Genomic DNA, 21,653 nt, shown 5'->3' on the forward strand with positions numbered 1-21,653 from the left:
TAGCAGGAGATGAGAGAAATGGCTTTTAAAGACGGATTTTTGTGGGGCGGAGCAACCTCGGCTAACCAATCTGAAGGAGCTTACAATGTAGACGGAAGAGGCATAGCAAATGTTGATTTATGTCCAACAGGTGATATCCGTGACAGTGTTCTTATGGGTAAAACGAAGATGTTTGATTTTGACGAGAACTATTTTTACCCTGGCCAAGCAGCAATCGACATGTATCACTATTACAAAGAAGACATCGCATTGTTTGCAGAAATGGGATTTAACGTATATCGGTTGTCAATTGCTTGGAGCCGTATATTCCCGAATGGGGATGAGCTGGAGCCAAATGAAGCTGGACTCCGGTTTTACGAAGACGTATTTAAAGAGTGTCAAAAGTATAATATTAATCCTCTGGTGACCATTTCCCATTTTGACGTTCCCATGCACCTTGTTAAGGAATATGGTTCTTGGCGTAACCGAAAAATGATTGATTTCTATGAAAGATTATGTAGGGTGATCTTTAAACGTTATAAGGGCTTAGTGAAATACTGGATTACGTTTAATGAAATTAACATGGTTTTGGAAGCTCCATTTTTATCATCCGGATTGTTCATAGAAGAACACGAAGATGCGGAATTAGTGAAATTTACAGCCAGTCATCATGAGTTGGTGGCCAGCGCGTTAGCTACAAAAATTGCCCATGAAGTAGACTCTGAAAATATGGTGGGATGTATGCTAGCTAGCATTGCCCCATATCCCAGAACATGTGATCCAAAAGATGTATGGAAAGCCAAACAGGTTGAAAACCAGAGCTATTTTTTCATTGATGTTCAGGTTAGGGGTGAATACCCGGCATACACCCTTAAAGAACTGGAACGAAAAAATATTGTTCTACCATTCAAAGAAGGTGATCGAGAGTTATTGAAACAACACACCGTTGATTTCATAGGATTCTCGTATTATTCCTCCAGCGTAGTCAGTGCTGATTCGACACTTACGGATACAATAGGAGGAAACCTATTTCCAAGTTTGCCGAACCCGTATTTAAAGTCTAGTGATTGGGGTTGGCAAATTGATCCGTTAGGATTACGAATTACAATGAATAATATCTATGACCGTTATCAGAAACCTTTATTCATTGTTGAAAACGGCCTAGGGGCTGTAGATGTTCCTGATGAGAGTGGTTATGTAGAAGACGATTACAGAATTTCATATCTAAGTGAGCATATTCGTGCAATGCGGGATGCTGTAGAGTACGATGGCGTAGACTTGCTTGGCTACACCGTTTGGGGACCAATTGATATTGTAAGTGCAAGTACAGGTGAAATGAAAAAAAGATACGGATTCATCTATGTAGATCGAGATAATCAAGGTAAAGGAACACTGAAGCGTTCGAAGAAAAAATCTTTTGAATGGTACAAAAAAGTGATTAAGTCAAATGGTCAAGATTTAAGTGTGTAGCACTAATTTAATGATGAGAGGATAGATGAATATGGCGTCACCATTTCCGAAGGACTTCCTGTGGGGCGGTGCAGTAGCAGCTAACCAGCTTGAGGGAGCCTATAATGTCGATGGTAAAGGTTTGTCAGTACAGGATGTAACGCCAAATGGGGTTACAACACCAAGAACAGAAGGTCCCACCGAGGATAATCTGAAATTGATTGGTATCGACTTTTATAACCGATATAAAGAGGATGTTAAACTGTTTGCTGAAATGGGCTTTAAAGTGTTCCGCACATCCATTGCCTGGTCTCGTATTTTTCCCAAAGGAGACGAACTGGAGCCAAACGAGAAAGGTCTGCAATTTTATGATGATCTGTTTGACGAATGCCATAAATACGGTATTGAACCGCTCGTGACGATTTCGCACTACGAGACGCCGTTGCATCTGTCCAAAACGTATGATGGATGGGTAAATCGTAAAATGATTGAGTTCTACGAACGTTATGTTACGGTACTATTTCATCGTTATAAAGGTAAAGTCAAGTACTGGCTGACGTTTAATGAGATCAACTCTATTGTGGAAGAACCATTCATGAGTGGTGGTATATATACACCAAAAGAAGAACTTTCCGACCAAGACTTATATCAAGCTGTCCATCATGAACTTGTTGCAAGTGCCCTTGCGGTTAAACTGGGCCATGAGATTATGCCAGATGCGAAGATTGGTTGCATGGTGCTGAGTATGCCAACATATCCGCTCACGCCAAATCCAGACGATGTTGTTGCAGCGATGCAAGCAGAGCAGCAAAATGATCTTTTTGCGGATATTCATGCACGTGGCTATTATCCGAAATACATGAATCGTTATTTCAAAGCCAAAAACATCAATATTAAGTTTGAGGATGGGGATGAGGAAATTCTCAAACATACCGTAGATTTTATCTCATTCAGTTATTATTCAAGTATTTGTAAGAGCGGCGATCCAGAGAAGGGTAAGGAGACTCAAGGGAATCTGTTTGCAGGTATCGAGAACCCATATTTGAAAGCGAGTGAATGGGGTTGGCAGATCGACCCTCAAGGCTTGCGCTTAACTCTCAACAAATATTGGGATCGTTATCAAAAACCATTGTTTATTGTTGAGAATGGTCTAGGTGCGATCGATCAGCTGATTACGGATGAAGACGGTAATAAGACTGTCAAAGATGATTACCGTATTCAATACATGAATGACCACTTGGTACAGGTTGGAGAAGCTCTCGAGGATGGTGTGGAAGTAATGGGATATACATCTTGGGGCTGTATTGATCTCGTAAGTGCGTCTACAGCAGAGATGAAGAAACGTTATGGCTTCATCTATGTAGATCGTAACGATGATGGCTCCGGAACACTGGAGAGGTATAAGAAAAAGTCCTTCCATTGGTACAAAGAAGTGATTAGAACCAATGGTGCAAATCTTATAGGAGTTACCAAGAAATTATAATTCATAGGCAAAACCTTAGGCAGGTAGCATTGTAACCTGTCTTGGTTTTGCTTTTTCCTAGTTGTATGGGCATATATTGTTTTCTAGTCAGTTTCCTACTTGAAGAATGAACACTGAATTCAGCCCTTTTATATAAACAAGCAGCTGCATGGTATTCATATCAAAAGAATTAGATTACAATGAAAGATACACTACAACTCTAAATGGACTTTTGATAATAACTTCGCATTATACTACTACAATAATTGTTAATAAACATAAGGAGTATTACGATGAGCGAACAGAAGAAAAAAATCATAACAGCAGCCAGGAATTTATTTCACACCAAAGGGTTTTCTGAAACTTCAATGAACCAAATTATTGAAGCTTCGGAATCTAGTAAGGGTAATTTATATCATCATTTTAAAAATAAAGAAAATCTCTTTGTTTTCATCCTTGAAGAGGATGCTAATCATTGGCTAGAAGATTGGAAACAGGAAGTTGAAAATACACAGGCTGATTCCGATCATATTTTATATGTTCTTGCAGATTATATAGCCAAGTCTAGAGGGAACCTTTATTATCATAAAACAACCGCAGAGTTCTACAGTAGTGCATTTAAATCAGATGAGATCACGGAAAAAATTAAGGAAATAGACAAGTTATATCTTGATTTTTTTGTTAATATCATTAAAGAATGTCAGGCAGTAAACCAAATTAATCCAGGTGAAGATCCAAAATTGTTAGGATATTTTCTCATGTCCTTGTTATTTATAAGTAATGACTATAAACATTATAGTGATGATGTTGAAGTAAAAGAGAATAATTATAACAAAAAAGCCATAGATATTTTCTTGAAGGGCGTAAATTAACAAAATTATTTCAAAATTAAAAATAAAATTGATGTATAATTTTTTTTGTATTATGATTAGACCGAACGGTCTGTCTGTAAAAATAAAGGAGGAGAAATAATGAATCACAATCATGTCATTATTATCGGAAGTGGTGTAGCCGGGATAGCCACAGCTTTATTCTTGAGAAAGGCAGGAATTGCAAGCACTATTTATGAAGGTAGAACAGCTGAATTAGAAAAAGGGGCTGGTTTTTTACTTACTCCAAACGGTGTAAATGTCTTAGCCGAGATCGGATGTAAAGACAAAGTTATTGCAAATTCAACGATTATCAAAAGTATTTATCAAATAAATAGTGAAAATGAAGTCGAATCAATAACAAATAATTACAATGAAAAGCACTATAAATCCCCAATGATCAATGTCATGAGATCCAACATTGTTAAAGTTCTCTTGGAGGAAGCTCAGCATCAAGGAATCGAAATCAAGTATGATAAAAAGCTGATTACAGTAAATCAAAGTTCAAAATCAGTTGAAGCATTTTTTGAAGATGGAACCTCTGTCAAAGGTGATATTGTTGTCGGAGCAGATGGAACTTTTTCTAAAACGAGAGAAGCCGTAGCATCTGACGCTAAATTGGATTATAGCGGTATGTGGGGACTGCAAGGGGTATCGTATGTTGATGATTTCGAATGGGATGAATCAAGTGGTTATTTGTACTACGACAAGAATCTGTCCTTTATCTTTGGGCAAGCTCATCCTACAAACAAGATGAATATCTTATGGCAAGCATTCTCAATAGCTCCTGAGAAACTACCAACAAAAGACTTTGAAAAAGCCTCCACACAAACGATCAGAGAATTATTAAACAAAATGATGAAAGATTGGAAAGTCACGAACAATCTGTTTAAAATTGTTGAAAACACAGAGCAGATTTTCGCTAGAAGTATTCACGAAGTGAAGAATTTACCTACGTGGTCAAAAGGTCGCGTTGTTCTGGTTGGGGATGCTGTGCATACAGCTAATCCTTTTGTAGGTCAAGGAGCTTCATACAGCCTTGAAGATGCCATGGTCTTAGCAAAAAATTTAAGAGACCATGATTACCGGGATGCGTTTTACTATTATGAAAAGGACCGAAGAAAAAGGACAGAAGAATTAAATGCTTTGTTCCTGAACAAACACATGGAGTTTAATATGGATAAGAAGATTAATGAATACAAAATTACATGGGAATAAGTACGTTCTAATATATAAAATCAAGCACCTACAGATTGTAACATGCACTAATTTACTCAACATGTTAGCCATCTAATTAATCTGGTAGGTTACAAAAGCAGCTATTATACTACCATACTAATAAAAGTCGCTATGATATAGCGGCTTTTATTTTGATAAAAATGAACGAATACTCAAAGATAAAGGGGTTTTATAATATATGTTACGAAAATATTTAACCATCGGAGAGTTTTCGAAGTTAACGGATCTTCCTAGTCGAACACTCCATTTTTACGATCAGAATGGTGTGTTAAAACCGGTGAAAGTCGATCCGCAAACGAACTACCGATACTATAGTGTAAGTCAAATATTAGACGCTAATTTAATCAAGGCCTTTAAATTTTTAGGCGTACCTCTTAATCAAATAGAAGAAGTTCAAACCTATACACCGGAGGAGCTCCTTCGATTTCTAAACAAACAAGAAGATGTACTTGAGGATAAAATCAGACAAATTAACGAAGTTCAAAAGAATTTGCAAATAATGAAGCAAAATTTCACACAACAATATATAGAGTCTGCAAGTAAAGAGGTATACATCAAAACATTTGAGAAGCAAAATTTACTGAAAATAACCATTAGAGAATCATCTGAAATAGGCGTGTGGAGTCAAGTACTGAATAATGTTGTTCAATCCCATGAGCAATTCCATAAGCAAACTATATTTGGAGGTGTTCTTCCATTTGAATCCTATCAGTCCTATGAAGAAATTAAATATGACAGCATTTTTATACCTGTTATAACTGAGATTGAGGATAAGTATTTACCAAGTAATATAGAGCGGATTACATTAGAAGCCGGTGAATATGCGGTAATTACATTCGCAATTCATTCAGATGATTTTATGGAGATGTACAATAAATTGAGAAACTATGTAGAAAAACATAAATTAAACGTTGCTTCTCATATCTATGAATATTTTTATCCGTTAAATTTCAAAATGAATAATGCATCACGTTTTGATATTGAATTTAAAATTAAAATTTTAAAATAATCTTCTTGACCCTACACTAACTATAACCTTTAAAGTGTTCGATAGGCACCTTAAAGGAGGAATTGTTTTGGATAGGAATACAAAAATAGTATTATCCATTTTGTTAGGAAGTTTATTTATTGCTTTTATGGGAATAGGGTTGGTTATTCCTGTTTTCCCAAAATTAATGGTCGAATTAAACGTTGGTGGAAAGACGGTTGGTTTATTAACAGCCATGTTTGCTTTAACCCAATTAATTGCTTCGCCCCTTACAGGGAAAGCGACAGATTACTTTGGTAGAAAAATAATGATTGTAATCGGTCTATTTATATTCGGTGGATCAGAGCTACTATTCGCCATCGGAGATAATGTCACTGTACTATACATTTCAAGAGCCTTAGGTGGGATTAGTGCGGCATTCATTATGCCAGCGGTATCTGCATTTATTGCTGATATCACTACAGACGAAACAAGGCCCAAAGCATACGGATATATGTCGGCAGCAATCAGTACGGGTTTAATTATTGGACCAGGTGCCGGAGGGTTTTTGGCAGATTTCGGTATTCGGACTCCGTTTTATGTCGCAGGATTGTTGGGAATTTTAGCAGGGGTTTTTGCATGGATTATTTTACGTGAGCCTAAAAGACAAGAAACATATGAACCCAAGATTATGAAAAGTAAGGGGAATTTACAAAAAATTTTAATGCCAATGTTTTTAATGGCTTTTATTGTTATTTTCATCTCAAATTTCGGATTAATGAGTTTTGAATCCTTTTACGGATTATTTGTCGATGTGAAATTAAATTTTACACCAAAAGATATTGCAATTGCGATTACTGGTGGTGCCATTGTTGGTGCAATTATTCAGATTACTTTGTTTGAACGATTAACACGTTGGTTGGGTGAAATTAAACTTATCCGATATGTGTTATTATTGTCGGCAATTAACGCGGCAGCCTTCCCGTTTTTAAATAGCTATGTCGTCGTACTTATATCAACCATGTTGGCGTTCATCTTCTTTGATCTGGTTCGACCAGCCGTTACCACGTATTTAGCAAGTATAGCTGGACCAGACCAAGGGTTTGTAGGTGGGATGAATTCATTTTTTACCTCCTTAGCCAATGTCATAGCTCCAATTATTTGTGGGATTTTATTTGATATTGAGATTGCATATCCATTTTATTTAGCAGCTATTACAATCGCTTTTGGATTTGTATTAGCGATATTTTGGAAAAAACCATCTAAAGTAACTCTTGGAGTCCAAGTTTAAACTCACATCTTACCCTTTAAATTGCTTTGATCTTATTCCTTAGGTCTAGCGTAGTGTAATGCTCTAAATGCTTGCCATTATATTCAGTAATTCATCTTGGACGAGAAGTGATGGATTTTCTCAAAGTTTAGCAAAGATGGCTGCAGCCCTCTTCTTTTGGTGTTAGCCTGGATTCGTTTTAACGTTGGATGAAAGAATGGGTGCTACTCTAAAAGAGGGGGCACCTTCTTTTTATTCGTAAGAAACAGGCCGGGGATAAAGATCAGTGCCAGAATGATCGCGGCTATAAGAAAACCGATATGGTACGCCTGCAATTGATTTGCAATGGATGGATGCAAACCTTGTATAGCTGTTGCAACAGCCGTCGCAATAATGGCTGAGCCGAAGCTTGAACCGAGGTTTTCAATGATATTTATTCCAACACCCGCCTCCGGAAGTTGCTTGTTGCCCAGTCCATTGTAGGCTTCGCTCATTAGTGGAAGACTAATGCCCCCAACGCTGGCACCGCGAATAAATAAGATTACTGAAATCCAGATCATACTTGTATGATCTGTGATGAAGATAAAAGGAATGGACCCAATAAGGGAAAGGAAGAGACTGACGATCAGCACATTTTTTGCACCAATGCTGTCGATCATTTTTCCAATGAAAGGCCGAGTAATCAGCATACCAACGCCTTGAGGAATGAGTGCAACTGCTGTTTCAATGGCTGTGAAGTGTCGAAAGGTTTGAAAGAACAGAGGGAGTATTAACAACGGACCCATGATGGCGATATTCGCGAAGAATAGCCCGGCACTTGAGGCTGCAAAGTTCTTATGGGTGAACAAATTCAGGGGCAGAACGGTTTGATTCATTTTAATACGATTATAAACGAGATATAAGAGAGCCGAAGCGAGGCCTATCCCCATCCACAAGATGGTCTCCTGATTGTTGAAAGTGGCATAATCCGCTGCTTTGGTGATTCCGTATATTAAAGCTATGCTCATAATGGATAAAACGATAATTCCAAATAGATCGAGCTTGCTCTCTTTGTTAAAAGGCTCGTAGTTTGGAATCTTTCTGATCATTAATGGTGCAGAAATCAATACAACGAACACGTTAATGAAAAAGATCCACGGCCAAGATGCGACTTGAACAATGAACCCTCCGAGGATGGGTCCCAAAATAGGACCAAAGATCATAGGAGTGCTTACAATCGCCATGACTCTGCCTAAGTACTCTTGTCCGGTTGTCTTAACCAAGAGGGTGAACATGAGGGTGGTAATGACTCCGGCACTAAATCCCTGAAGCAAACGGAAGAAGATAAAACTGGATATATCCCAGCTAACACCAATTAGTAAAGAGATTACGCCAAAAGCAATGACCGCTCCAATGAAGACCTTTTTGCTATTAAATTGATTCATAAGCCAACCAGATACCGGAACTGCAATCGCAAGGGCTAAAATATATCCTGTAATGGCCCATTGAATGGTGCTTAATGTGGTATGAAAATCTTTTGTGAGTTGACTTACAGCGATATTCACCATTGTAGAATCCAACATAGGAGCGATTGCTCCAAGAGCAATGGCCCAAGCGGTAATCAGGATATGTCTAGGTATTCCGGTTTCTTTTGCTTTGTTTGTACGCATATTAAACTCCTTTAATTAATATTGTTTCCTCGTCAACGAAAATTTTATCCACTTTTAGTTTCCTTGTCAACAATAAAAAAGGTGTAAAAAAAGCATCCATATCTCTTTAGAGAAGGTTGCTCTTGGTTATATTCTTAATTTATAGTTGTTTCACTTCATTATATCTAAACCTTGTTTCTTTATTTCAGTGTCCAAATGTTTACTGTACAGTTCAATGAAGTCCAGCATGTGATCGAATTGTTCTTCCGTTACATGCTTGAATACGGATTCATCTCTTTCATGAAACTCTTTATGCAGTTTCTCGTGAATGTCAAATACGACTCTGCCTTGCTGGGTGAGTTTAAAAAAGACTTCTTTCTTGTTATTCGTTTTCTGATAGTCTTCGATCAGGCCTTTTTCAATGAGTTTCTTCGTTAATTTACTTATAGCGCCCTTGGTCATATACATGGACTCCGCCAGCTTGGTTACATTGGAATCTACATTTTTCTCTATAAATTCAATGCAATGGACTTCAGAAGGCTTGTGCCCTTGAAGACTGCTTTCCATCTTCGATTTATTAATCCAGACTAACTTGTTAAATAAGTCCCTGAAATTCAGCATAACCTGTTCTTGCTTGTTCATGGTTAGTCACCCCATACGAGTAATATGATAAAGTGAGACAGAACATAGAAGCACCATCTTACATAGTAGTACGTGAATTAATATCACTGACAACGTTTATCTCCTACGATAAACTATAACCTTTTATAAGGTGAAATCAAATGATGGGATTCCGGGAGTCATAATTAGTGAATGTATTTTCAAAATGGATGGGACATGTAACTGAAATAGGTGCCACTCGGCAATGGAGTGGCACCTATTTATCTTTGATTCGATGAATTGATTCGATCAATTAAAGCAAGCACGATTTGCTAAATAGACTGCATTCCTTTTAAAAATACAATCTATTTAGGGAATTCAATATAACTACAATAGTTAGAGCCTGTATATAGGGTCTGAGCTGCAATCTTGTATTTGGATGTGGAAGCCCAAGGTTCTTTCACATTGGAATGTACATGGTAAGCAGGAAAATTAGAAGAAGATACTTCTGCTCGAATAAAAGAACCTTTTTGCAGTTCCCACGCTGTTGGCCACATCTCTATAATGACCTGTACAGGTTGGTTGGGTGTATAATCCACGGGTTGATCAATGTTATTCCGATATCTCAGAGAAGTTATGCCATCGACGATATTAAAACTTTGACCATCGGAAAATACCTCGCAGATTTTCACACTAAAAGCCGTATCCTCCGCATCTGTACTAACCTCTAAGCACACTTTAATACCGCCTGTTATTTGTGTATTTTCATCCAGTACAGCAGAGTCAAACCTCAGGACATCTTGGCGATCAGAAAAGTCAGGTTGGGCCAAACTACCATGTGGTGCACCCTTAAACGAAGGCATGATCCATGCGAGTAAGGCACTTCCTCCATGGGTAGGTACGGGGGAGGAAGGATCGTATACATACTTCACTGTTGACGGTTGCGATGGCTTGTCGGTTAGTTGCTGTTCAGGATTATTTGAAAAGTACAAACGCCAGGTTGTATCCTGATCCGTTATGGACTGACGTTCTTCCCACCGAGAAGCTCCAATACGATAAAAGGAAATTGGGCTGAATGTGCCAGGGTTCCCTTTTAAATGTATATCAAACCATTCCAAGGCCGCTTTTATTCGAAAAGCTCCCAGAAGGTTAGCATCAGGATACGTTCGTTCACCTGGTGAATTCCCGACATGATCCCAAGGGCCGACTACAAATCTGCTTTTACGTTTTACGTGATCTTGAAGCAGGTTGTAGCCTTTGAAGGCTCCCTCCAGATGATGGTCAAACCATCCCTCTACCATAAACACTGGAATATTGATCTTGGCAGGAATATTTAACAGCTCTGCCCATATTCCTTCCTGCCAGTATTTTGATTCACGGCTCGTCTCTGAAATATAGCTTTGGTAGAAGGGAAGGGTACGGCCCAAAAGTTTCTCGTCTGCTTGGTTATGAGGCAGAATGCTGAGAGAGTCTTGATACAGCTCGCCTGCATCGGTCGTCGTTTCAACCCCGGAATTCGCAAACGCCCAGGACGTATATATGTCATGCCGAAACATACCGTTCATATACATCTGTCCGTAGCGATCCACTCCAAAAAGATCTAGAAATACGGTTTTGACTTCTTTAGGAAACGAATCAGCGATAATCCAGGTTGTAAATGAACAGTACGATTGGCCGAAGAGTGCAATGTTTCCATTTTGGAAAGATTGCTGGACTAGCCATTCCAATGTATCAATGCCATCTTCACGTTCATTCACAAAGGGAGACCACTCCCCTTCGGAAAGTCCTGTTCCTCTACAGGATTGAATAACTAGAACATAACCATGCCTGACGAATTGTGTATAGGTTGCTTCAAGCAAGTCTTGGTTATTGGGATAGGGATTACGTACGAGAATGCATGGCCAAGAATCACCTTGATTAGGCCGGTAAATCCTAGTATGAAGCTGAACGCCATCTCGCATCGAAACCATGGCTTCACTCATACCGTGGATTTCATATTTGCAAGGTGGGTTTTCCTGTTCGATCGTTTTAGTTAAACCTTCCCATTGGGGATTTACTTGGAATGATCTCATTTTTTTACACCTTCTAACGAATTTATTATGTGGTCATTCTTTTTCTGAATTGAATAGCAAATGCAAGGCAAAGGAAACCAATTGTATACGCTACCACGTTCAAAATCAATGAGGCTGAGTAGGAATGGGTTTGATCAAACATCGATCCATGTATATATACAGAAACAGCATTGGCAAATGCACCGAACATGAGAATAATAGAAAGGATTTGACTATAGTCTTTCGTTCCGAAAGATCCACGAATCAATAGAGGGATTGCAGTAAGTACGATGGCTTGTCCCATCCCGCTCAGAAATCCAGAACCATTCAAAAAGACTACATTGTTGAATACGCCTGTACTATACCATCCAGAAGCTCCAAGGAGCGTGAAAATAAGTAGTACAATGACGGGTTTAACATGATCCAACATAAAGCCCATAAGCAGTTTACCAATGGCGGCTCCAATAAGCAGGGCGGACATCACACTTGCACCTACTTGTAAACTGAAGTTTAAGCTTTGAATAAGTGCCGGTACATGTTGTGCCAGAGAGCCAGCTGCCTGAAAACAGATAATAGCTATGATAAAGCTGTAAAAGATAGGTGTGCGGGATGCCTCTTTTATCGACAGACCGTTCGCTTCCACATTGTTGACTGCTTGATTTGATTCAGCTGCTGTATGATTCGTTTCTGCACCATAAGGAAGCAAACCGTTTTCAGGTTTGAATTTCATCAGAAGGGCCGTCGGTAAAAGCACGACAAGACATATAATGCCTACGATGATATAAGTTGTTCTCCATCCATGTTCAAGAATAAGATGACTGATTATCGGATTAAAGAACGAGCCTCCGACAGCGGTCAGCGCACCTGTAATTCCAAACAAAATCCCAAGCTTTTTCTCGAACCAGTTACCGAGCAAAATAGGGATGGAGATCACAATGGAGATACTCTGCACGACTCCCAAGACTACTTTGATCCCGTAGAAAGGAGTGACACTTTGAATGAATGAACATGCTATAAAACAAAGGCCTGTTATTCCGAAAGACAGACTGAGCAGCAGTTTGGTATTGACCTTTTTAAACACTGTACCAGCAAACAATAAAGAAACTGCACCGGCAATCCCGCCAAAGGTTGCGTTGAGAGCGATTTCAGCACGCGTCAAATTTAAATCTGTGCTCATCCCTCCCCAGAATAAACCGGCTGTATTGATTGTTAATCCGAAACCAACGAAGGATATAATACAGCATCCCAAAAAAATGACCCAAGCATAGTGAATTTTCATATTGTCTCCCCTGATGTGTGCACACCCCTATCATTCCACTATATGGAATGGCATTCAACTTAATGATTAGAATTGAATTATCATTCCGTATAATGGAATGGTGTTCTTGAATGTGGAATGGGTGTGTTGTATGATTGGAATAGTAGCATACGCTTACATTATAATCAAGATAAAGATTAACGATGAAAGGTGCCTTATTAATGACCAATAAATCTAACGTAACTTTGAAAACATTAACCATTATGAAGGCTTTCATTGATGGACAAGCGGTATGGGGAGTCAATGATCTTGCACGATATCTGGAAAGTCCACCTAGTTCCATACACCGTATTTTAAAGACATTAAAAGAAGAGAACATTTTACAGACTATCCCCGAAACGAATAAGTACACGATTGGGAATGAGTGGGTACGACTTTCATCATTTATTAGTGCTAATTTTGGATTGAAATCCGTAGCTGAACCTTACCTTAAGACCTTGTCGCATGAAGTGGGACAGTCCGTGTATTTGGCACAATATCAAGAGCAGTATCAGAAGCTATCATTCATTTTAGGTATTCATAGTTCCAACATTCTTCAGTATCGCTTAGAGCTCGGAGTGCTTCAACCCATTCATATTGGAGCCAGCGGGAAAGCAATTTTAGCATTTTTAAAAGATGATCAGATTAAGGAAGTGTTAAATCAGGAAGGTGTGCCATTAGATGAAGCAAAGCAAATTATAGTGGAGATCGAGAGGATCAGGACTGAAGGATACTCCTACACGTTCAGTGAACGTAAAAATGAGTCGATCGGTTTTGGTGCTCCTATCTTTGATGCCGCGCACAATGTAGTCGGAAGCATTATTTTCGCAATCCCGTTGAGTTTGTATAAAGAGGAAGAGAAGGGTGTTATGATTGATAAAATTTTAGAGACATCCAAAGAAATTTCATATCATCTTGGACAAGTGAGATAAAAAAATCGTCTATTAGATTGCGAAGAACGGAACGTTTCCCCAAAAACTTATATCAATTAGAACGTAATGTTGCATGCATACAATCTGGCGCGCAAGTTAATTATAACCTTTAATAATGAAGTTATGTCATCTGAGGATTATGGACTTCATTCGGAAAGGAGCATGCGACGTGCCTGATTGGTTAGAAGTTATTATACGAACGATTTCTGCGGTAACTATGCTGTTTCTCATTACGAAAATTTTAGGTAAGCGGCAGATCTCTGAACTTTCCTTGTTTGAATATATAACGGGGATCACACTCGGGAACCTGGTAGGTTACATCTCTTTGGATACCGATACAAGCTGGTATTTGGGCTTTCTTGCTGTGCTGGTTTGGGTTTCTTTCTCGGCAGGTGCGGAGTATCTAACGATGAAAAGTAAAAAGTTTCGAGATATTGTGGATGGGAAATCAACGATCCTTGTTGAAAATGGAGCTGTCATTCAGAAAAATCTGAAAAAGGAACGACTGACGATTGATGAGTTTCTGGAACAGCTTCGTAAGAAAGATGTTTTTCGGGTGGCCGATGTGGAATTTGCGGTAATGGAACAGAGCGGAGATATCAGTGTACTATTAAAAAAGGAATATCAACCGCTCACCGCAGACATGCTGGGGTATCGTCTTTCTTCAGAAAAAGAACCGCGAACGATCATTATGGATGGTCGCATTCTACCTGAAACTTTAAATTCTGCTGGAGTGAGTGAGGAATGGGTCAAAAAAGAACTGCGTAAGCTTGGTCTGACCTTAAGCCAAGTTTCAATCGGTCAGGTGGATAGTAAAGGAGAACTGACTGTGCAGACCGGAACGGAGGCTTTGCCCAAACCAGCTCAATCGAATCCAAATGATCAGATTAAAGATCTGGTACAACGATTACAGGACGATTTGATTATGAGAAAACAACTTGCAGCGAATGACAAAGATCGTCTTAAATATCAGGAGGCGCTAGATCAATTTCAAACGGCAATGCATGCTTATCAAAAAACGAATCCGTCGTGAGAAGGTACGTACATAACAAAATCATTCGAAACCTTGGCTAAAGCCAGGGTTCTTTTTTATAATCCATAGTAATCTATGATTATCTGGAAAATTTTCTGAAACGAGATTCACATTAGAACGTAATATAAAAAGTGAAAGTTACCTAGTTAATCTTTGTCTACATCAAAAGTGTGGAAATGAGAAGAAGAAGGGGAATACACAATATATGAAGCAATGGAAACACGTACTCTTATCTCTTACCGTCTCAGCAGGATTGCTCGCATCAGCAGTTCCGGCAATGGCTGCTCCGCAAGACACAGCTGTTAAGGTCGACAATAAGGCCGTTACATACACTGCAGGCGCACCAATTGTTGAAAAAGGAACGACTCTCGTTCCACTCCGTACAACGCTGGATGCACTGGATGCCAAACTGGCGGGTACAACCGATGACAGTATCACAGCAATCGTCAATGGCAAGACGATTACACTGAAAAGCAAGCTTGTTCGCATCAATGGTGTTACTTATGCGCCAATTCGTATCGTTGGCGATGCCGCAGGGTATGAGGTTCGTTGGGATAAGGCTACAAGAACTGTGTTGCTCGTATCCAAGGGTGACGGCCCGGTTGAAACCGCTCAAAACGGTGGACGCGGCTTCATGTGGGAAGTGCAGAATAACGGCAATACCGTATATCTGGTAGGGTCGATGCATGTAGCAGACAAAAGTTTTTACCCGTTGCGTCCTGAATTTGAAGAGGCGTTTGCTGAAGCTGACTATCTTGGTGTAGAAATAGATCTGAGTAAAGCGGCAGACGAAGAACAACAGAAGCTGGTGTTAAGTATGGGTTCATATCAGGATGGTACAACTTTGAAGGATCATGTTTCCAGTGAGACATACAGCAAGCTTGGTGATATTTTGAAGAAAAATGGGTTAGAGCCTAATGCGCTGGATGCATTTAAGCCTTGGGTGGTGGAAACTACGCTGGGAAGTCTGAAGATGTCATCAGCTGGACTGGAAGCGGCGTCCGGTGTAGATTTGTATTTTATTCAAAAAGCGATTGAGCGTAAAATCCCTGTCATTGAACTTGAATCCTACCAGTCTCAATTAGGAATGTTCGATAATTTCTCAAAAGAATTACAGGAAAAAACATTGCGTTCCACAATCGATAACTTCGATGTCCTGGACAATTCCGCGAATCAGATGGCTGAGATGTGGAAAACAGGTAATGACGAGCAATTGCTGGAGTTGACAAACACCTTCTCCACTGATGAAGAGTACAACAAAGCGATGTTGATAGACCGCAATATCGGTATGGCCGACAAGATCGATGGTTACCTGAAAAACGGCAAAGGCGAAGAGTACTTTATCGTAGTTGGAGCAGCACACTATTTAGGGGACCACGGGGTTGTGAAGTTGCTAGAGGATAAAGGATATAAGGTAGAGCGCAAGTAAGGTGAAAACAGTTAGGTAAGGTATCTAATGGTTTACTCTTTATGGTTCACCTTAGTTGTTTCAATAAAAGGAATGCACGTAGGAGCCCTTTCAGACGCTTAGTTTGAAAGGGTTTCTTTCTATGAGTAGGTGTCTTTATTATCTAATGATGATTGGTCGGTTACAGTTGGTGGAGAGTGAGGGTAGTGATAGACTGTGCTAATCTTTAGCTTGATACTCATTTGGATAAAAGTGGATAACTAAATTTAATAAATAAAACTTTACAAGTGGAGCCGATACGTGGTATATTCTTATTCCGGCCAAGAAAACACAGCTTACACGGTGCGGTAAGCCATAGAAAACAAGCTTCGAAAGAAACTTGAAAAAAGAGCTTGCAAAGTTGGTTTGGACATGATATTATATAAGAGTTGCTGAAATGAACTGGTTTCGGTAGCGAGAATAAGTTTGATCTTTGAAAACTGAACAACGAGTGAGTAAACATTCTGCTTGCAGAATGAATAAATGAGATTTTTAATCTCGTCAGATTCAAAATGAGCTTATCGCTCTTTTCAATACCCCGATGAGTTTCACAGCGTTTAACGACGCTGACGAAATTCATCTTTATTGGAGAGTTTGATCCTGGCTCAGGACGAACGCTGGCGGCATGCCTAATACATGCAAGTCGAGCGGACTTGAAGAGAAGCTTACTTCTCGGATGGTTAGCGGCGGACGGGTGAGTAACACGTAGGCAACCTGCCCTCAAGCTTGGGACAACTACCGGAAACGGTAGCTAATACCGAATACTTGTTTTCTTCGCCTGAAGAGAACTGGAAAGACGGAGCAATCTGTCACTTGGGGATGGGCCTGCGGCGCATTAGCTAGTTGGTGAGGTAACGGCTCACCAAGGCGACGATGCGTAGCCGACCTGAGAGGGTGATCGGCCACACTGGGACTGAGACACGGCCCAGACTCCTACGGGAGGCAGCAGTAGGGAATCTTCCGCAATGGGCGAAAGCCTGACGGAGCAATGCCGCGTGAGTGATGAAGGTTTTCGGATCGTAAAGCTCTGTTGCCAGGGAAGAACGCTTGGGAGAGTAACTGCTCTCAAGGTGACGGTACCTGAGAAGAAAGCCCCGGCTAACTACGTGCCAGCAGCCGCGGTAATACGTAGGGGGCAAGCGTTGTCCGGAATTATTGGGCGTAAAGCGCGCGCAGGCGGTCATGTAAGTCTGGTGTTTAATCCCGGGGCTCAACCCCGGATCGCACTGGAAACTGCGTGACTTGAGTGCAGAAGAGGAGAGTGGAATTCCACGTGTAGCGGTGAAATGCGTAGAGATGTGGAGGAACACCAGTGGCGAAGGCGACTCTCTGGGCTGTAACTGACGCTGAGGCGCGAAAGCGTGGGGAGCAAACAGGATTAGATACCCTGGTAGTCCACGCCGTAAACGATGAGTGCTAGGTGTTAGGGGTTTCGATACCCTTGGTGCCGAAGTTAACACATTAAGCACTCCGCCTGGGGAGTACGGTCGCAAGACTGAAACTCAAAGGAATTGACGGGGACCCGCACAAGCAGTGGAGTATGTGGTTTAATTCGAAGCAACGCGAAGAACCTTACCAGGTCTTGACATCCAACTAACGAGGCAGAGATGCATCAGGTGCCCTTCGGGGAAAGTTGAGACAGGTGGTGCATGGTTGTCGTCAGCTCGTGTCGTGAGATGTTGGGTTAAGTCCCGCAACGAGCGCAACCCTTATATTTAGTTGCCAGCACTTCGGGTGGGCACTCTAGATAGACTGCCGGTGACAAACCGGAGGAAGGTGGGGATGACGTCAAATCATCATGCCCCTTATGACCTGGGCTACACACGTACTACAATGGCCGGTACAACGGGCTGCGAAATCGCGAGATGGAGCCAATCCCAACAAAGCCGGTCTCAGTTCGGATTGCAGGCTGCAACTCGCCTGCATGAAGTCGGAATTGCTAGTAATCGCGGATCAGCATGCCGCGGTGAATACGTTCCCGGGTCTTGTACACACCGCCCGTCACACCACGAGAGTTTATAACACCCGAAGTCGGTGGGGTAACCGCAAGGAGCCAGCCGCCGAAGGTGGGATAGATGATTGGGGTGAAGTCGTAACAAGGTAGCCGTATCGGAAGGTGCGGCTGGATCACCTCCTTTCTATGGAGAATCGTCTTCTGCAATGAAGACATTCAAATCTAAAATCTAGCCAGGTCGGCTAGTTACTCACTCGTTGCTCAGTTTTGAGAGCTCAAACTCTCAAAACTTCTCGTTTGTTCGACCGACACATCCGTGAACGGCCCGAACGAAACGATTTGTTCTTTGAAAACTAGATATCGAAACGAAACAAACGCGAATTAGAACATTCCTTTAAGCTGATCTTGTGTAAACAAGTGAAGTGTTTTATAAGGTAGATTGCTGGAGCGAGTGATCGAAATGGAACGACTTTTGGATTTGCGCAAGCAAACCAAGGGAAGTGACAGCTCGAACACGAGCGCAATGGTTAAGCTACTAAGAGCACACGGAGGATGCCTAGGCGCTAGGAGCCGATGAAGGACGTGGCGAACAACGAAACTGCCTCGGGGAGCTGTAAGCAAGCTTTGATCCGGGGATGTCCGAATGGGGAAACCCAGCTGGGGTAATTTCCAGTTACTCTTGTCTGAATACATAGGGCAAGTAGAGGCATACCAGGGGAACTGAAACATCTAAGTACCCTGAGGAAGAGAAAACAATAGTGATTCCGTCAGTAGCGGCGAGCGAACGCGGAGAAGCCCAAACCAAAGAGCTTGCTCTTTGGGGTTGTGGGACGTCTCACATGGAGTTACAAAGGAGTCAGTTAAACGAAGAGGTCTGGAAAGGCCCGCCAAAGAAGGTAAAAGCCCTGTAATTGAAAGTTGATTCTCTCCGAGACGGATCCCGAGTAGTGCGGGGCACGTGAAACCCCGTATGAATCCGGCAGGACCATCTGCCAAGGCTAAATACTTCCTAGCGACCGATAGTGAAGCAGTACCGTGAGGGAAAGGTGAAAAGCACCCCGGAAGGGGAGTGAAATAGAACCTGAAACCGTGTGCTTACAAAAAGTCAGAGCCCGTTTTAGGGGTGATGGCGTGCCTTTTGTAGAATGAACCGGCGAGTTACGTTCCCGTGCAAGGTTAAGGTGAAGAGCCGGAGCCGCAGCGAAAGCGAGTCTGAATAGGGCGCCATAGTACGTGGACGTAGACCCGAAACCGGGTGATCTACCCCTGTCCAGGGTGAAGGTGCGGTAACACGCACTGGAGGCCCGAACCCACGCATGTTGAAAAATGCGGGGATGAGGTGGGGGTAGCGGAGAAATTCCAATCGAACTCGGAGATAGCTGGTTCTCCCCGAAATAGCTTTAGGGCTAGCCTCGGAAAACAGAGTCGTGGAGGTAGAGCACTGATTGGGTGCGGGGCCCGCAAGGGTTACCAAGCTCAGTCAAACTCCGAATGCCATAGACTTACTTCCGGGAGTCAGACAGTGAGTGCTAAGATCCATTGTCAAAAGGGAAACAGCCCAGACCATCAGCTAAGGTCCCCAAGTGTGTGTTAAGTGGGAAAGGATGTGGAGTTGCACAGACAACCAGGATGTTGGCTTAGAAGCAGCCACCATTGAAAGAGTGCGTAATAGCTCACTGGTCGAGTGACTCTGCGCCGAAAATGTAACGGGGCTAAACACACCACCGAAGCTATGGCTTGATGCTTTGCATCAGGGGTAGGGGAGCGTTGTATAAGGGTTGAAGGTGTACCGTAAGGAGCGCTGGACATTATACAAGTGAGAATGCCGGTATGAGTAACGAAAAGATCAGTGAGAATCTGATCCGCCGAAAGCCTAAGGGTTCCTGAGGAAGGCTCGTCCGCTCAGGGTAAGTCGGGACCTAAGGCGAGGCCGAAAGGCGTAGTCGAAGGACAACAGGTCGAAATTCCTGTACCACCGTAAATCGTTACGAGCGATGGGGGGACGCAGTAGGGTAGTGACGCAGACTGATGGATGTCTGTCCAAGCAGTAAGGCTGGTTAGTAGGCAAATCCGCTAACCGTAAGGCTGAGCTGTGATGGGGAGTGAAAATTACAGTAGCGAAGGTCATGATCTCACACTGCCAAGAAAAGCCTCTAGCCAGATGAAGGTGCCCGTACCGCAAACCGACACAGGTAGGCGAGAAGAGAATTCTAAGGCGCGCGGAAGAACTCTCGTTAAGGAACTCGGCAAAATGACCCCGTAACTTCGGGAGAAGGGGTGCCCCGGTAGTGTGAATAGCACGAGGGGGCCGCAGTGAAAAGGCCCAAGCGACTGTTTAGCAAAAACACAGGTCTGTGCGAAGCCGTAAGGCGAAGTATACGGGCTGACGCCTGCCCGGTGCTGGAAGGTTAAGGGGAGTGGTTAGGAGCAATCCGAAGCTGTGAACCGAAGCCCCAGTAAACGGCGGCCGTAACTATAACGGTCCTAAGGTAGCGAAATTCCTTGTCAGGTAAATTCTGACCCGCACGAATGGCGTAACGACTTGGGCGCTGTCTCAACGAGAGATCCGGTGAAATTTTAATACCTGTGAAGATGCAGGTTACCCGCGACAAGACGGAAAGACCCCATGGAGCTTTACTGCAGCTTGATATTGAATTTGGGTACGATCTGTACAGGATAGGTGGGAGCCTTTGAAGCGTGAGCGCCAGCTTGCGTGGAGGCACCGTTGGGATACCACCCTGATCGTATCTAGGTTCTAACCTGGTACCGTAATCCGGTGCGGGGACAGTGTCAGGTGGGCAGTTTGACTGGGGCGGTCGCCTCCTAAAGAGTAACGGAGGCGCCCAAAGGTTCCCTCAGAATGGTTGGAAATCATTCGAAGAGTGCAAAGGCATAAGGGAGCTTGACTGCGAGACCTACAAGTCGAGCAGGGACGAAAGTCGGGCTTAGTGATCCGGTGGTACCGCATGGAAGGGCCATCGCTCAACGGATAAAAGCTACCCTGGGGATAACAGGCTTATCTCCCCCAAGAGTCCACATCGACGGGGAGGTTTGGCACCTCGATGTCGGCTCATCGCATCCTGGGGCTGAAGTAGGTCCCAAGGGTTGGGCTGTTCGCCCATTAAAGCGGTACGCGAGCTGGGTTCAGAACGTCGTGAGACAGTTCGGTCCCTATCTGTCGTGGGCGTAGGAAATTTGAGAGGAGCTGTCCTTAGTACGAGAGGACCGGGATGGACGTACCGCTGGTGTACCAGTTGTTCCGCCAGGAGCACCGCTGGGTAGCTATGTACGGACGGGATAAGCGCTGAAAGCATCTAAGCGTGAAGCCCCCCTCAAGATGAGATTTCCCAGTATGTAAGACCCCTTGAAGACGACGAGGTAGATAGGCTGGGGGTGGAAGTGCAGCAATGCATGGAGCTGACCAGTACTAATCGGTCGAGGGCTTATCCAATAGCAAGTTTTGATCGCGTGCGTTT

Annotated in this window: 13 protein-coding genes and 2 rRNA genes; 11 read left to right on the forward strand and 4 right to left on the reverse strand. The window is 42.3% G+C overall.

Features of this window, described 5'->3' with window-relative positions; all coding sequences use genetic code 11:
• Positions 1 to 18 precede the first annotated feature (18 nt).
• The 6 genes from MKY23_RS03050 (at position 19) to MKY23_RS03075 (ending at position 7,256) form a co-directional block, all read left to right on the forward strand.
• Complete coding sequence (locus tag MKY23_RS03050; RefSeq protein ID WP_312027589.1) at positions 19 to 1,449, forward strand: 6-phospho-beta-glucosidase; 1,431 nt, start codon at positions 19 to 21, stop codon at positions 1,447 to 1,449.
• 31 nt (positions 1,450 to 1,480) lie between these two features.
• A complete protein-coding gene (locus tag MKY23_RS03055; protein ID WP_210090497.1) occupies positions 1,481 to 2,911 on the forward strand; it encodes a glycoside hydrolase family 1 protein in 1,431 nt (476 codons plus the stop codon).
• 272 nt (positions 2,912 to 3,183) lie between these two features.
• A complete protein-coding gene (locus tag MKY23_RS03060) occupies positions 3,184 to 3,762 on the forward strand; it encodes a TetR/AcrR family transcriptional regulator (protein ID WP_221787970.1) in 579 nt (192 codons plus the stop codon).
• 99 nt (positions 3,763 to 3,861) lie between these two features.
• Positions 3,862 to 4,977 carry an NAD(P)/FAD-dependent oxidoreductase gene (locus MKY23_RS03065; protein ID WP_221787972.1) on the forward strand — a complete coding sequence of 372 codons (1,116 nt, stop codon included), beginning with the start codon at positions 3,862 to 3,864 and terminating at the stop codon, positions 4,975 to 4,977.
• Positions 4,978 to 5,176: 199 nt separating this feature from the next.
• Complete coding sequence (locus MKY23_RS03070) at positions 5,177 to 6,007, forward strand: MerR family transcriptional regulator (RefSeq protein WP_221787974.1); 831 nt, start codon at positions 5,177 to 5,179, stop codon at positions 6,005 to 6,007.
• A gap of 67 nt (positions 6,008 to 6,074) precedes the next feature.
• Positions 6,075 to 7,256 carry an MFS transporter gene (locus tag MKY23_RS03075; RefSeq protein WP_221787977.1) on the forward strand — a complete coding sequence of 394 codons (1,182 nt, stop codon included), beginning with the start codon at positions 6,075 to 6,077 and terminating at the stop codon, positions 7,254 to 7,256.
• Between the two features lie 203 nt (positions 7,257 to 7,459).
• Here the strand turns inward: MKY23_RS03075 and MKY23_RS03080 are convergent, their stop codons facing one another.
• From MKY23_RS03080 to MKY23_RS03095, 4 genes are all read right to left on the reverse strand, one after another.
• Positions 7,460 to 8,884 carry a DHA2 family efflux MFS transporter permease subunit gene (locus tag MKY23_RS03080; protein WP_339835148.1) on the reverse strand — a complete coding sequence of 475 codons (1,425 nt, stop codon included), beginning with the start codon at positions 8,882 to 8,884 and terminating at the stop codon, positions 7,460 to 7,462.
• A 150-nt stretch (positions 8,885 to 9,034) separates the two neighbouring features.
• Positions 9,035 to 9,505 carry a MarR family transcriptional regulator gene (locus MKY23_RS03085; protein ID WP_339835150.1) on the reverse strand — a complete coding sequence of 157 codons (471 nt, stop codon included), beginning with the start codon at positions 9,503 to 9,505 and terminating at the stop codon, positions 9,035 to 9,037.
• 323 nt (positions 9,506 to 9,828) lie between these two features.
• On the reverse strand, positions 9,829 to 11,535 hold the full coding sequence (locus MKY23_RS03090; RefSeq protein WP_339835152.1) for a CocE/NonD family hydrolase: 1,707 nt from the start codon (positions 11,533 to 11,535) through the stop codon (positions 9,829 to 9,831).
• A gap of 25 nt (positions 11,536 to 11,560) precedes the next feature.
• Positions 11,561 to 12,793, reverse strand: a complete 1,233-nt coding sequence (locus tag MKY23_RS03095; protein WP_154892203.1) for an MFS transporter — start codon at positions 12,791 to 12,793, stop codon at positions 11,561 to 11,563.
• Between the two features lie 200 nt (positions 12,794 to 12,993).
• On the opposite strand from MKY23_RS03095, the gene MKY23_RS03100 reads away from it, so the two are divergent.
• The 5 genes from MKY23_RS03100 (at position 12,994) to MKY23_RS03120 (ending at position 21,628) form a co-directional block, all read left to right on the forward strand.
• Positions 12,994 to 13,743: an IclR family transcriptional regulator gene (locus tag MKY23_RS03100; RefSeq protein WP_339835154.1), complete on the forward strand. Its 750-nt coding sequence runs from the start codon at positions 12,994 to 12,996 to the stop codon at positions 13,741 to 13,743.
• 169 nt (positions 13,744 to 13,912) lie between these two features.
• The gene (locus MKY23_RS03105; protein WP_339835156.1) at positions 13,913 to 14,776 is read left to right on the forward strand and encodes a DUF421 domain-containing protein; all 864 of its coding nucleotides are present in this window, start codon (positions 13,913 to 13,915) and stop codon (positions 14,774 to 14,776) included.
• Positions 14,777 to 14,981: 205 nt separating this feature from the next.
• A complete protein-coding gene (locus MKY23_RS03110) occupies positions 14,982 to 16,205 on the forward strand; it encodes a TraB/GumN family protein (RefSeq protein WP_339835158.1) in 1,224 nt (407 codons plus the stop codon).
• A 600-nt stretch (positions 16,206 to 16,805) separates the two neighbouring features.
• Positions 16,806 to 18,361, forward strand: a 16S ribosomal RNA gene (locus MKY23_RS03115).
• Positions 18,362 to 18,702: 341 nt separating this feature from the next.
• Positions 18,703 to 21,628: ribosomal RNA gene (locus MKY23_RS03120) — 23S ribosomal RNA — on the forward strand.
• Together the 16S and 23S rRNA genes form the textbook arrangement of a ribosomal RNA operon.
• Positions 21,629 to 21,653: the final 25 nt, after the last annotated feature.

It is taken from the genome of Paenibacillus sp. FSL R7-0272 (assembly GCF_037969905.1).
In the GTDB taxonomy this organism is placed as follows: domain Bacteria; phylum Bacillota; class Bacilli; order Paenibacillales; family Paenibacillaceae; genus Paenibacillus; species Paenibacillus polysaccharolyticus.

What these genes read in the sequence shown, in the direction of transcription:
- MKY23_RS03050 (WP_312027589.1), top strand. Translation starts at nt 19, where the DNA reads ATGGCTTTTAAAGACGGATTTTTGTGGGGCGGAGCAACCTCGGCTAAC.
- MKY23_RS03055 (WP_210090497.1), top strand. Translation starts at nt 1,481, where the DNA reads ATGGCGTCACCATTTCCGAAGGACTTCCTGTGGGGCGGTGCAGTAGCA.
- MKY23_RS03060 (WP_221787970.1), top strand. Translation starts at nt 3,184, where the DNA reads ATGAGCGAACAGAAGAAAAAAATCATAACAGCAGCCAGGAATTTATTT.
- MKY23_RS03065 (WP_221787972.1), top strand. Translation starts at nt 3,862, where the DNA reads ATGAATCACAATCATGTCATTATTATCGGAAGTGGTGTAGCCGGGATA.
- MKY23_RS03070 (WP_221787974.1), top strand. Translation starts at nt 5,177, where the DNA reads ATGTTACGAAAATATTTAACCATCGGAGAGTTTTCGAAGTTAACGGAT.
- MKY23_RS03080 (WP_339835148.1), bottom strand. Translation starts at nt 8,884, where the DNA reads ATGCGTACAAACAAAGCAAAAGAAACCGGAATACCTAGACATATCCTG.
- MKY23_RS03085 (WP_339835150.1), bottom strand. Translation starts at nt 9,505, where the DNA reads ATGAACAAGCAAGAACAGGTTATGCTGAATTTCAGGGACTTATTTAAC.
- MKY23_RS03090 (WP_339835152.1), bottom strand. Translation starts at nt 11,535, where the DNA reads ATGAGATCATTCCAAGTAAATCCCCAATGGGAAGGTTTAACTAAAACG.
- MKY23_RS03095 (WP_154892203.1), bottom strand. Translation starts at nt 12,793, where the DNA reads ATGAAAATTCACTATGCTTGGGTCATTTTTTTGGGATGCTGTATTATA.
- MKY23_RS03100 (WP_339835154.1), top strand. Translation starts at nt 12,994, where the DNA reads ATGACCAATAAATCTAACGTAACTTTGAAAACATTAACCATTATGAAG.
- MKY23_RS03110 (WP_339835158.1), top strand. Translation starts at nt 14,982, where the DNA reads ATGAAGCAATGGAAACACGTACTCTTATCTCTTACCGTCTCAGCAGGA.